The sequence below is a fragment of the Cryobacterium sp. 10C3 genome (assembly GCF_034314285.1).
Taxonomy (GTDB): domain Bacteria; phylum Actinomycetota; class Actinomycetes; order Actinomycetales; family Microbacteriaceae; genus Cryobacterium; species Cryobacterium glucosi.
In genome coordinates this window covers 3164470-3177145 of sequence record NZ_JAVIWF010000002.1, presented here as the reverse complement: position 1 = coordinate 3177145, position 12676 = coordinate 3164470, and the positions used below count along the sequence as shown (strand labels likewise).

The 12676-nt window shown below is 64.8% G+C and carries 10 protein-coding genes, 1 tRNA gene, 1 rRNA gene and 1 pseudogene; 8 read left to right on the top strand and 5 right to left on the bottom strand.

Annotated features, from left to right (window positions below; translation table 11 throughout):
* Positions 1-29: 29 nt before the first annotated feature.
* Together RGU41_RS15985 and RGU41_RS15980 are read right to left on the bottom strand one after the other, a co-directional pair.
* Positions 30-791, bottom strand: a complete 762-nt coding sequence (locus RGU41_RS15985; RefSeq protein ID WP_322136834.1) for a hypothetical protein — start codon at positions 789-791, stop codon at positions 30-32.
* A 79-nt stretch (positions 792-870) separates the two neighbouring features.
* Positions 871-941 (bottom strand) — tRNA-Gly (locus RGU41_RS15980).
* Between the two features lie 72 nt (positions 942-1013).
* Between RGU41_RS15980 and dcd the strand changes: the two genes are divergently transcribed.
* Positions 1014-1616: a dCTP deaminase gene (gene dcd, locus RGU41_RS15975; protein ID WP_134448386.1), complete on the top strand. Its 603-nt coding sequence runs from the start codon at positions 1014-1016 to the stop codon at positions 1614-1616.
* A 96-nt stretch (positions 1617-1712) separates the two neighbouring features.
* Positions 1713-2246: a hypothetical protein gene (locus RGU41_RS15970; RefSeq protein ID WP_134448385.1), complete on the top strand. Its 534-nt coding sequence runs from the start codon at positions 1713-1715 to the stop codon at positions 2244-2246.
* Positions 2247-2253: 7 nt separating this feature from the next.
* Here the strand turns inward: RGU41_RS15970 and RGU41_RS15965 are convergent, their stop codons facing one another.
* The 3 genes from RGU41_RS15965 to RGU41_RS15955 form a co-directional block, all read right to left on the bottom strand.
* Positions 2254-2700 carry a hypothetical protein gene (locus tag RGU41_RS15965; RefSeq protein ID WP_134561010.1) on the bottom strand — a complete coding sequence of 149 codons (447 nt, stop codon included), beginning with the start codon at positions 2698-2700 and terminating at the stop codon, positions 2254-2256.
* 68 nt (positions 2701-2768) lie between these two features.
* Positions 2769-3569, bottom strand: coding sequence for an isocitrate lyase/PEP mutase family protein (locus RGU41_RS15960; RefSeq protein WP_134448381.1), 801 nt, complete (start codon positions 3567-3569; stop codon positions 2769-2771).
* Between the two features lie 76 nt (positions 3570-3645).
* Positions 3646-4965, bottom strand: a complete 1320-nt coding sequence (locus RGU41_RS15955; RefSeq protein WP_322136833.1) for an MFS transporter — start codon at positions 4963-4965, stop codon at positions 3646-3648.
* Between the two features lie 196 nt (positions 4966-5161).
* Between RGU41_RS15955 and dnaK the strand changes: the two are divergent.
* The 6 genes and pseudogenes from dnaK (at position 5162) to RGU41_RS15925 (ending at position 12300) form a co-directional block, all read left to right on the top strand.
* Positions 5162-7031 (top strand): annotated as a pseudogene (gene dnaK / locus RGU41_RS15950) (molecular chaperone DnaK).
* A complete protein-coding gene (locus tag RGU41_RS15945) occupies positions 7031-7636 on the top strand; it encodes a nucleotide exchange factor GrpE (RefSeq protein ID WP_134448375.1) in 606 nt (201 codons plus the stop codon). The pseudogene dnaK and the gene RGU41_RS15945 overlap by 1 nt, the downstream one beginning before the upstream one ends.
* Entirely contained in the window at positions 7629-8639 is a 1011-nt protein-coding gene (locus RGU41_RS15940) for a DnaJ C-terminal domain-containing protein (protein ID WP_134448374.1), read from the top strand. Before RGU41_RS15945 ends, RGU41_RS15940 begins: the two co-directional genes overlap by 8 nt.
* Positions 8640-8641: 2 nt before the next feature.
* Positions 8642-9058 (top strand): heat shock protein transcriptional repressor HspR, encoded by a 417-nt coding sequence (locus RGU41_RS15935; RefSeq protein WP_134448372.1) that lies wholly within the window; start codon positions 8642-8644, stop codon positions 9056-9058.
* Positions 9059-9062: 4 nt separating this feature from the next.
* Positions 9063-10214 (top strand): class I SAM-dependent methyltransferase, encoded by a 1152-nt coding sequence (locus tag RGU41_RS15930; protein ID WP_322136832.1) that lies wholly within the window; start codon positions 9063-9065, stop codon positions 10212-10214.
* A gap of 564 nt (positions 10215-10778) precedes the next feature.
* Positions 10779-12300: ribosomal RNA gene (locus tag RGU41_RS15925) — 16S ribosomal RNA — on the top strand.
* Positions 12301-12676: the final 376 nt, after the last annotated feature.

Sequence of the window (12676 nt, the reverse complement as noted above, 5' to 3'; positions counted from 1 at the left end):
CTCGGCTTGGGCTCTGGCTTCGGCCAGGCCTAGCCGAGGCCCGCGATCCGGTTCAGTGCGGCACGCATGATGAGCTCGGCGGGGTCGTCGAGGACCTCGTGGTTGAGGTAGAACGCTTCGAACCACGCGCGCACTTCCTCCTCGGGGAGCCCGACCGCAACCCAGTCGACCCCGGCGACCGCTTCGGAGACCGGTTCCCCCGTGCCGGCATCGAGCCACGCCCGCACAATCGGCGTCTCGGGGTCCGCGTCTTCCGGGTTCCAGGTGAGGATCAGGCTGCGTGCCTCGTCGTCCGTGTGCAGATGGTCTGTGCGCCCGGACCCCAGCCAGGGCAGCATCATCTGCTCGCCGGGAATGGCAACGTCCACGATCTCCAGGGGCACCGCCCCGAAGTCGCGGGCGTAGACCCGAAGTCCTTCGTGGTGCCAGTCGGCGGCCTCTTCGGCGTCCTCCGCGAGATCTTCGAGCAGAGGGAGAGTGTGCTTGACGAGCGCCAGGGCCCACGCCACGAGTTCCTTCGTCTCCCGCTTCGGCCACGGGCTGCGATCAGTCTCTTCTCCGTCGGCGCCATGGAAGTGGTGCTCGACACCGTCAGGCGTCGTTTCCAGGTGCAGCTCTCCGCCCTCGAACCCGAGGGAGAACACAGCCACCTCTTCTTCGTCGGCCTCGCCCTCACCGTCGACGAACCAGTCGGCGTTCAGCACCGGGTTCCGGAACTGGGTCGGCAGCGGCGGAGCCTCCAACGGCAGGTCGCCCAGGTCCAACACCGCCCGGAAAACAGTGTCCGGCATTCGCAAGGTGGGGTCAGTCACAGGTACTCCTCAGTCCGCGTCGAGAATACCGGAAACGAGGCGTCGGGAAGTGACACGGAGCGGATGACGGGAATCGAACCCGCGCTATCAGCTTGGGAAGCTGAAGTTCTACCATTGAACTACATCCGCGCGTCCGGCCGCGGGCAGTGCCTGCACCGGAACCGTGCCAGCATATCAAGTCCTCGCCGTTAGGCTGGACCCGTGCTGCTCTCCGATCGTGATATCAAGGCCGAAATCGACGCGGGACGTATCGGGCTCGAGCCCTACGCTCCGGAGATGATCCAGCCGTCGAGCGTCGACGTGCGCATCGACCGGTACTTCCGGTTGTTCGACAACCACAAGTACCCCTATATCGATCCGGCCGAGGACCAGCCCGAACTCACCCGGCTGATCGAGATCCCCCACGACGAACCGTTCATCCTGCACCCCGGTGAATTCGTGCTCGGCTCCACCTATGAAAAGGTCAGCCTCGCCGACACGATCGCGGCCCGCCTCGAGGGCAAGAGCTCGCTCGGCCGCCTCGGCCTCCTCACCCACTCGACGGCCGGATTCATCGACCCGGGCTTCACCGGCCACGTGACCCTCGAGCTCAGCAACGTGGCCACCCTGCCGATCAAGCTCTGGCCCGGCATGAAGATCGGCCAGCTCTGCTTCTTCCAGCTGAGCTCGGCCGCCGAACGCCCGTACGGCTCGAGCCAGTACAGCTCGCGCTACCAGGGCCAGCGCGGGCCGACGGCGTCGCGCTCATTCCAGAACTTCCACCGCACGGATGTCTCGATCGCCCCGACGACGGACGTGCAGTAGCCGCAACCCCCGTTCCGCCCCCGCCGGAAAAGTCCTGATCCAGAGCGAGAGGACGGGTTCACACGGGCGCAACATGCGGCCGGTAAAATCGGGAGCATGACGACGACATCCGTACCCGGTTTTGCCGAGGCGCTCATCGCGCCCGGCCCGACGCCCGAATACCCGGGCCGGATGCGTCGCTTCGGCCAGCTCGTCGGCAGCTGGGCCGCGAAGGGCTCACGCCTCGACGAAGCGACCGGCGACTGGCACGAGCGTCAGTTCACCTGGATCGTCGAGTTCGTGCTCGACGGGCGTGCGGTGCAGGACGTCGAGATCGTCGATGTCCCCGTGAGCGACACGCATCCCGACGGACGGGAAACCGTGGCCATGGCCGTGCGCGTCTACGACCCGCACGCGGGCGCCTGGCGGGTCAGCTATTTCGCCCCCGCCATCGGCGAGTACTGCCACCTCGTGGCAACCCCGCACCGCAACGGGCTGCGCCAGGACGGTACCGGCACCGACGGCCGGCCGATCCGCTGGAACTTCGTGTCCATCACCGCGGACGCCTACTCCTGGGAGGGCTGGGTCTCCAACGACGAGGGCGCGACCTGGGAGCTCGTCGAGCACAACGAGGCCACCCGCATCCGCTGACCGGCAGCTACCGGGCCACTCGCTCCCGGATCGGCTCCAGATCCCGCACCACGCCGGGTGCGAGGCCCAGCAGGGCGTAGACGGCGATCAGTTCGAGTGCGCCGAGGCTGAAGTAGATCGTCTGCAGGTCAGCGTACTGCCTGATCAGGGCGATCTCCACGAAGATCCAGATCATCATGCCGAAACCTGCAACGACGGTCGCGATCAGTGCCCAGTCCTTGCGGCGCAGCAGGCCGATCGCCGCCAGGAGCTGGGTACCGCCTGCGACAACGCCGAGCACGAGCCCCGGAACGAAGTAGGACGTGAACGGTGTGCCCTCGAGGTAGGCCAGCGGCAATCCGCCGCCGTTGAACCCGGAGCAGAGAACCATCCCTGCGAAGGCCGATACCGCTCCGAACAGGAGCAGACCGATCAGGATGCCGCGGACCAGCGCGGCGGAGACGCTGAGTTTCATGTCGGGAACCTCTCACTTTCTCCCGAGCATATTCCCGAACTCACCGCGCCGCCGGCCACGGCATTCCGCTAGAGCGAGAAGGGAAAGCCCAGATCTGCAGGATATTCTCCGAGAGAGGTGAGCTGGGTCGCCGAGCGCTGCAGCGCGGCGAGGGTGAGGCCGAGCGTGCCCGGTCCGAAGCTCACCCGGGAGACGCCGAGCTCGGCCAGACGGGCCAGGGGAACGGCGCCCGGGTGCCCGATCACGGAGATGCGGCCGTTGACCTCGTCGAGGGCCCGCTTGACCTTGTCCTCGTCCCCGAGGCCGAGGAAGAAGATCACGTCGGCGCCCGCGTCGAGATACGCGTTGGCGCGGGCCACGGCCTCGTCCCATTCGCCGCCGCCGGCCAGGGTGTCCACCCGGGCGTTGATCACGAGCGGCACGCCCGCGGCGTCGGCCCCGGTGCGCGCGGCGGCCACCCGGGCTGCCGCGGTCGCGATGTCGTACTGCGGTGCCTTCGCGGCGCCGATCGAGTCCTCGAGGTTGATGCCCGAGGCGCCGGCCTCCTCGACGAGGCGACGGACGTTGCGGGCGACGCCGGCGGCATCCGCTGCGTACCCCTTCTCGAAGTCGACCGACACCGGCAGGTCGACCGCGCCGATGATGATGCGTGCCGCCGCGATCGCCTCGTCGACCGTGAGCCCGCCGCCGTCTTCGAGGCCGCGCACATTAGACACGGAGTGCGAGGCCGTTGCCAGGGCCCGCACGCCGGGCGCCTCCGACACGATCTTCGCGGTGATGGCGTCCCAGACGTTCGTCACGATGAGCGGTGTGCCCGGGACGTGGAGCGCGTTGAGAAGTTCGGCCTTCTGGATCTGCTGAGTTGTCATCTCTCCAGCCTGACAAAAATGCCGCTCGTGGGCGAGATCACAGCGGATGTCCAGTCGATGAACAGAGATCGTCCAGCTACCCGAGCGGGTGCTGCTTCGCCTTCACCGGGATCAGCATCAGCAGCCCGACCAGGAGCACGAGCGCGATGCCGAGGATGCCCCAGACCTGGCTGCCCGAGACGCTGACGAACAGGGCGAAGAGCGTCGGTGCGAGGAAGGTCGCCGCCTTGCCGGTCGTCGCGTAGAGGCCGAAGATCTCGCCCTCGCGCCCGGCCGGGATGCCGCGGGCGAGGAAGCTGCGGCTCGCGGACTGGGCCGGGCCGACGAACATCGCCATCAGCAGGCCGAAGATCCAGAACATGGTCGCGCCGCCGGTGGCGAAGAAGAAGACGGCGAGGCCGGCGACGATGGTGCCGGACAGGGCGACCACCATCACGTTCTTGGCCCCGAGGCGGTCGTCGAGGCGGCCGACGAGCACGGTGGAGATGCCGGCGATGACGTTGGCGACGATCGCGAAGATGATCACGTCGCCGCTCGAGAAACCGAAGGTGCCGGCCGCGAGGATGCCGCCGAACTGGAACACCCCGGTGAGGCCGTCGCGGAAGACCGCGCTCGCGATCAGGAAGAGCGCCAGCTGGCGGTCGCCGCGCCAGAGTGCGGCCACGTCGCGCCCGAGCAGTACATAGGAGCGGAAGAAGCCGACCCGCTCGCGCCGGGCGGCGGTGGGAGCCGCGTACTCGGGCACCCGGAAGAGCAGCGGCAGGGAGAACAGGCCGAACCAGGCTGCCGCGATGAGCATTGACACCCGCACCGACAGCCCGTTTGCGTCGGTGACGCCGAAAAGACCGACGTCGGGGTGGATGAAGCCGAAGTAAAGGATGAGCAGCAGCACAATGCCGCCGAAGTAGCCCATCGACCAGCCGAATCCGCTGACCCTGCCGATCGTCTTCGGCGTGGAGACCTGGCCGAGCATCGCGTTGTAGTTGACGGTCGCGAATTCGTAGAACACGGTCCCGGCGGCAAGGAGGATCAGTCCGAGCAGCAGGAAGTCGGGCGAGGCCTGCACGAAGAACATCGCGGCGGTGAGGCCGACGACGATGAAGGTATTGACGCCGAGCCAGAGTTTCCGGCGACCGGAGGCATCGGAGCGCTGCCCCGTGATCGGCGCGAGCAGGGCCACGAGCAGGCCTGCGATCGCGAGCGCCCAGCCGAGCTGGGCCGAGATGACGTCCTTGTCGCCGAACGACGAGCCGGTGAGGTACACCGTGAAGACGAAGGTCGTGACGACGGCGTTGAACGCGGCCGAACCGCCGTCCCAGAGGCTCCAGGCGATCACGCCGCGCCCGGCCGGGGTGGGGTGATCTGCCGTGCCGCGCTGTTCCGCTGTCCCAGTCATGCGCTCAGAGTAGTGGTCGCCGGGGAACAGTGGGGAAATTGATCGGGAATCCAAAGTTGAGTCACTCACACTCAACTTTCAGCTGGCTGGCTTGACTCCGATTTCGGGCGGTGCCACACTTGAGTCAATACCGCTCAACTCTGGTCGATCATACCGATTGTCCCGTTGAGCTCACACTTTGAAGGAGAACGCACACATGGCCCGTGCAGTAGGCATCGACCTCGGAACCACCAACTCGGTGGTGGCCGTCCTCGAGGGTGGAGAACCCACCGTCATCGCGAACGCCGAAGGCTTCCGCACCACCCCGTCCGTCGTCGCATTCACCAAGGACGGCGAGGTTCTCGTCGGTGAGACCGCCAAGCGCCAGGCTGTCACCAACGTCGACCGCACCATTTCTTCCGTCAAGCGCCACATGGGCACCGACTGGACCGTCGGCATCGACGACAAGAAGTACACCCCGCAGGAGATCTCCGCCCGCATCCTCGCCAAGCTGAAGCGCGACGCCGAGCAGTACCTCGGCGACAAGGTGACGGATGCCGTCATCACCGTCCCCGCGTACTTCAACGACGCCGAGCGCCAGGCCACGAAGGAGGCCGGAGAGATCTCGGGCCTCAACGTGCTCCGCATCATCAACGAGCCGACCGCAGCAGCACTCGCTTACGGCCTGGACAAGGGCAAGGAAGACGAGCTCATCCTGGTCTTCGACCTCGGCGACGGCAAACCTTCGACGTCTCCCTCCTCGAGGTGGGCAAGGACGACGACTTCTCGACCATCCAGGTGCGTTCGACCGCCGGTGACAACCGCCTCGGCGGCGACGACTGGGACCAGCGCATCGTCGACTACCTGATCAAGAAGTTCAAGGAAACCACCGGCGTCGACGTCTCCAAGGACAAGATCGCCAAGCAGCGCCTCAAGGAAGCCGCGGAGCAGGCCAAGAAGGAACTCTCCAGCAGCATGTCCACGAGCATCCAGCTGCCGTACCTCTCCCTGACCGAGAATGGCCCGGCCAACCTCGACGAGACGCTGACCCGCGCCCAGTTCGAGAAGATGACCGAAGACCTCCTCGACCGCACCAAGAAGCCGTTCCAGGACGTCATCCGTGAAGCCGGCGTCAAGGTGGGCGACATCGCCCACGTCGTGCTCGTCGGTGGTTCGACGCGTATGCCCGCCGTCTACGAGCTCGTCAAGAGCGAGACCGGCGGCAAGGACCCGAACAAGGGCGTCAACCCGGACGAGGTCGTCGCCGTCGGCGCCGCACTCCAGGCCGGTGTGCTGAAGGGCGAGCGCAAGGACGTCCTCCTGATCGACGTCACCCCGCTGAGCCTCGGCATCGAGACCAAGGGCGGCATCATGACGCGCCTCATCGAGCGCAACACGGCCATCCCGACCAAGCGCAGCGAGACCTTCACCACGGCAGACGACAACCAGCCGTCCGTCGCGATCCAGGTCTTCCAGGGCGAGCGCGAGTTCACCCGCGACAACAAGAACCTCGGCACCTTCGAGCTGACCGGTATCGCACCGGCCCCGCGCGGCATCCCGCAGGTCGAGGTCACCTTCGACCTCGACGCCAACGGCATCGTGCACGTGTCCGCCAAGGACAAGGGCACCGGCAAGGAGCAGTCCATGACTATCACGGGCGGTTCCTCGCTCGCGAAGGAAGACATCGAGCGCATGGTGCGCGAGGGCGAAGAGCACGCCGCAGAAGACAAGCGTCGTCGCGAAACCGCCGAGACCCGCAACACCGCCGAGCAGCTCGCGTACTCGATCGAGAAGCTCCTCAAGGAAAACGACGAGAAGCTCCCGGCCGAGGTCAAGACCGAGGTCCAGGCCGACGTCGACGCGCTCAAGTCTGCGCTCGCCGGAGACGACGAGGCCGCGGTCAAGACCGCGTTCGACAAGCTCAACGAGAGCCAGGGCAAGATCGGCGAGGCCATCTACAAGTCGAGCCAGGCGGATGCCGCGACGCCCCCACCGAATCCGGCGAACCGACCGCTGACGCGGGCAAGTCCGACGAAGACGTGGTTGACGCCGAGGTTGTCGACGACGAGGAAGAAACCAAGAAGTAATGGCCAAGGACAAGGGTCCGGTCAACGGGCCGTCCGACGAAGAGGTGGAGCCGGTCGCCGCGGAGGAATCTGCGGCAGCCGAGGCGTCCGCCGAATCCGAGGCCGCTGCATCCGCTGAGGGCATCGAGGAAGACGAGCTGACGGTCCAGGACATCCTGGACGCCGCCACGCGCGAGGTCGCAGAGCCGACGAGTGAACATCTCGCCGACCTCAAGCGGGTCACCGCCGAGTACGCGAACTATCGCAAGCGCACCGAGGCGAACCGCGAGATCGAGCGTGAGCGCGTGACCGTGGACGTCGTCAAGGGCCTGATCCCGGTGCTCGACGACCTGGACCGTGCCGAGAAGCACGGCGACCTCGTCGCAGACACCGCATTCAGCACCATCGCAGCCAAACTGCGCACGAGCGTGGAGCGCCTCGGCGTGAAGCCGTTCGGCACAGTCGGCGAACCGTTCGACCCCACCGTGCATGAGGCCATCTTCCAGATGCCCACGCCCGATGTGACGGTCGACACGGTCGGCGAGGTGGTCGAGACCGGCTATTTCCTGGGCTCGACGCTGCTGCGTGTTGCCAAGGTCGTAGTCCAGGTACCGAGCGATGGCTAGCCAGGACTGGTTCGACAAAGACTTTTACAAGGTCCTCGGCGTCTCGAAAGACGTGACGCCGGCCGACCTCAAGAAGGCCTATCGCAAGCTCGCCCGCAAGTATCACCCGGACTCCAATCCGGGCAATCCTGCGGCCGAAGCGAAGTTCAAGGAAATCAGCGAGGCGCACTCGGTGATCGGCGACCCCGCACAGCGGAAGGAATACGACGCTGTGCGGGCCATGGGCGGTGGAGCACGCTTCACCGCCCCCGGTGGCGGAGGCGCCCAGCAGGGTGGCGGCTTCGACGACGTCTTCGGCGGCATGTTCGGTGGGGGTGCCCGGCAACAGGGCTACTCCTACCAGCAGCAGGGCGGGTTTGACGACCTGCTCGGCGGCATGTTCGGCCGGGGCGGCGCCGGCGGCGGCGGTTTCGGAACGTCCACGGGAGGGTTCCGCGGTTACGGCGGACCGACCCGCGGGCGGGACGTGATCGCATCCACGACCGTCGACTTCATCACCGCGACCCACGGCGACCAGATCACCCTGCAGACGCAGGATGGCCGGGCCATCAAGGTCAGGATTCCCGCCGGCGTCGCCGACGGGCAGAAGATCAAGCTCCGCGGCCAGGGCCAGCACAGCCCGGACGGCGGCGAGGCCGGTGACATCGTCCTCACCGTGACGGTGCGCAAGCACCCCGTCTTCGAGCGTGACGGCCTGAACCTGAGGCTGCACGTGCCCGTGACGTTCGTCGAGGCAGCTCTCGGCGCGACGATCGAAGTGCCGACCCTGGGTGGAGCGCCGGTCAAACTGCGCATCGCCCCCGGCACGCCGAGCGGGCGGGTCCTGCGGGTCAAGGGACGCGGCGTTGTGACTCCGAAGGGCACCGGCGACTTGCTCGCCGAGGTCCAGGTCGCGGTGCCGTCGCACCTGTCGAAGGACGCCGAGGAGAAGCTCGCTGCTTTCGCGGCGGCCCTTCCCGACGAGAACCCGCGCGACGAACTGCTGGCGAGAGCGAGAGACTGACGGTGGACGAGAACTCCCGGGTGTTCGTCATTTCGACGGCCGCAGAGCTTGCGGGCATGCACCCGCAGACGCTGCGACAGTACGATCGCCTGGGACTGGTGAGTCCGGACCGCACCCCGGGCCGGTCTCGCCGGTATTCGATGCGTGATGTGGTGAAACTGCGCGAAATCGCGGAGCTGGGTGCCGAAGGCGTGAGCCTCGAGGGCATCCGGAGGATCATCGCGCTCGAGGACCACGTGCGCCGCCTCGAATCGCGTTTGCGCGAACTCGAAGCGGCCCTCGCCGATGAACTGCTGAACCGGTCGGGTCGCCGCGTCTTCGCGGCCGGCTCGGCCGGTGAGGTCATCTCGATGCGCGCGGGCACCAGAACCCGCCGCGCGAACCAGGTGGTCATCTGGCGCCCGCTTGACGGCCGCTGATCCCGTGGCGCCCGACCCCACTGCGTTCGACCCCACTGCGTTCGACTTCGCCGCGCTCCGGCGTTTCCCCGACGTCGAGGCCTCCAACCTTTTTGCCGTCGACGCGAGCGACCGTCTGATCCTCGACGAGGCGGCAGAGAGCCTTCCCGCCGAACGGCTCGTTGTCGTCGAGGACCGGTATGGCGCCCTCACCCTCGGCGCGGCTGCGCTCTTCGGGGCCACCGGAATCCGCGTGCACCAGGACGCGCTCTCGGGCGAGGCAGCCCTGGCCCGGAATGCCGACGAGTTCGGCCTCACCGACCGCTACCGCTCGTTCCCACTGGGCCACGAGCTCCTGTCCGGCGCAACCCTTGTCCTCCTCCAGCTGCCCCGCAGCCTCGCTGCCCTCGACGAGATCGTCGAGGCGATCGCCCGGTACGCCGATCCCGCGGTCGTCGTTGTCGCCGGCGGGCGGCTCAAGCACATGACCCCGGCCATGAACGAGGTCCTCGCACGGCACTTCGAGCGGCTCCACGTCTCCCCGGCCCGGCAGAAGTCCCGGGTCTTGCGTGCCTCCGGTCCCCTCCGGGCGACGGAACAGGCGAGCCAGGCCTGGCCGCACGTCAGCAGGCATGACGACCTGGGTCTGACCGTGTGCGCGCACGGCGCCGCGTTCGCCGGCACCACGATCGACATCGGAACCCGGTACCTGCTCGAATTCCTTGACCGTATGAAACCGGATGCCGTCCGCGCGATCGACCTCGGCTGTGGCACGGGCGTGCTCGCGGCCGCGCTCGCGCTACGCCGAACCGGACTCACGATGATCGCGAGCGACCAGTCGGCCGCCGCCGTCGCATCCGCCGGGGCCACCATGATCGCCAACGGGGTCGCCGATCGGGTCACGGTCGTGCGTGACGATGCGCTCGGATCCCAGGCGGATGCTTCCAGTGAGTTGATCCTGTTGAATCCGCCGTTCCACATCGGATCCTCCGTGCATGCCGGCATCGCGCTCAAGCTCTTCGCTGACGCCGCGCGGGTGCTCCGGCCCGGCGGTGAGCTCTGGACGGTGTGGAACACACACCTCGGCTACCGGCCGGCGCTCACCCGCCTGGTCGGGCCGACGCATCAGGTCGGCCGGAACGCCAAGTTCACGGTCACGGTCTCGGTGCGACGGTAGGCAGCCGCAGGGTTTCGGGAGGCCTTCCGGGGCGCGAAACCTTCCCGAAACAGAGGTGCAATCTGTCCGACACGCCCGGGATGTGACCGGGAGTTGCGGCCCCCCACGGTTCACCGTAAAGTCATCTAAGTCACCCCACAGGTTCGGAAAGCCGAAGCGCTTACCGGCCTCAAGCGGGACCACTTCCAATGCCGATCAACGCGTAAATTCGCTGATCGAGATTGATGGCGTTTCACCAGATTCCCTTAGCGGGGAACCGAGCGAAACGACACGAAAGAAGAATAAGGAATTGCCTCGGAGCGACAGCCTGCAAGGGCCTGAAGCCGAGGTGTCCGATCCTTGAGAACTCAACAGCGTGCACAATGTCAAATGCCAAAAACCTCGTGGTTTGGATCCGTTTCTAGCGGTGAAGGGCCAGGAGATTCCTTTGGAAAACATTTATAACAACAAAGCAAGTCAGTAATGATTTGTTCTGTCAGTTTCAAACTTGTGTCGTGTTCGCCCATTCCGGCGGCTCGGCACACTAGATGTGACGCCAGGCTTGCTTGGTTAGTCAATCAAACATTTACGGAGAGTTTGATCCTGGCTCAGGACGAACGCTGGCGGCGTGCTTAACACATGCAAGTCGAACGATGATGGAGAGCTTGCTCTTCGGATTAGTGGCGAACGGGTGAGTAACACGTGAGCAATCTGCCCTTGACTCTGGGATAAGCGTTGGAAACGACGTCTAATACCGGATACGACCCTTGGAGGCATCTCTGGGGGTGGAAAGAATTTTGGTCAGGGATGAGCTCGCGGCCTATCAGCTAGTTGGTGAGGTAATGGCTCACCAAGGCGACGACGGGTAGCCGGCCTGAGAGGGTGACCGGCCACACTGGGACTGAGACACGGTCCAGACTCCTACGGGAGGCAGCAGTGGGGAATATTGGACAATGGGCGAAAGCCTGATGCAGCAACGCCGCGTGGAGGGACGACGGCCTTCGGGTTGTAAACCTCTTTTAGTAGGGAAGAAGCGAAAGTGACGGTACCTGCAGAAAAAGCACCGGCTAACTCCGTGCCAGCAGCCGCGGTAATACGTAGGGTGCAAGCGTTGTCCGGAATTATTGGGCGTAAAGAGCTCGTAGGCGGTTTGTCGCGTCTGCTGTGAAAACCCGAGGCTCAACCTCGGGCCTGCAGTGGGTACGGGCAGACTAGAGTGCGGTAGGGGAGATTGGAATTCCTGGTGTAGCGGTGGAATGCGCAGATATCAGGAGGAACACCAATGGCGAAGGCAGATCTCTGGGCCGTAACTGACGCTGAGGTGCGAAAGCGTGGGAGCAAACAGGATTAGATACCCTGGTAGTCCACGCCGTAAACGATGTCAACTAGCTGTTGGGAGCCATTCCACGCTCTTAGTGGCGCAGCTAACGCATTAAGTTGTCCGCCTGGGGAGTACGGCCGCAAGGTTAAAACTCAAATGAATTGACGGGGGCCCGCACAAGCGGCGGAGCATGCGGATTAATTCGAAGCAACGCGAAGAACCTTACCAGGCCTTGACATATAGAGGAAACGGCTGGAAACAGTCGCCCCGCAAGGTCTCTATACAGGGTGCTGCATGGCTGTCGTCAGCTCGTGTCGTGAGATGTTGGGTTAAGTCCCGCAACGAGCGCAACCCTCGTCCTTAGTTACCAGCGCGTAATGGCGGGCACTCTATGGAGACTGCCGGTGACAATCCGGAGGAAGGTGGGGATGACGTCAAATCATCATGCCCCTTATGTCTTGGGCTTCACGCATGCTACAATGGCCGGTACAAAGGGCTGCAATACCGCAAGGTGGAGCGAATCCCAAAAAGCCGGTCTCAGTTCGGATTGAGGTCTGCAACTCGACCTGCGTGAGGTCGGAATCGCTAGTAATCGCGAATCAGATTGTCGCGGTGAATACGTTCCCGGGCCTTGTACACACCGCCCGTCAAGTCATGAAAGTCGGTAACACCCGAAGCCGGTGGCCTAACCCTCACGGGAAGGAGCTGTCGAAGGTGGGATCGGTGATTAGGACTAAGTCGTAACAAGGTAGCCGTACCGGAAGGTGCGGCTGGATCACCTCCTTTCTAAGGAGCACAGCAGTGCCGTCTGTATACAGCGGAGTAACACTGCCAAGCCATACGAAGACGAATGTTCTTCGATGGCGCTCATGGGTGGAACATTGACATTGATATGCAGAGATCATCTCTGGATCCAGTACGCCTGGTACCGCTTGCGGTGCCTCGTTGGAAAGGTCCGGTTATGAAGGAAACATATATGCACGCTGTTGGGTCCTGAGGGACCGGAACAACTGGGTTTTGCCTGGTTGGACTGTTCCTCTGGACCTTTTCCTGTTCACATCAATCGTGGGCAGGTGAGGGTACCGCCCGTACTTTGAGAACTACACAGTGGACGCGAGCATCTTAAATTTGACAGTCTTCGGACTGCAAATTACAAAGATCT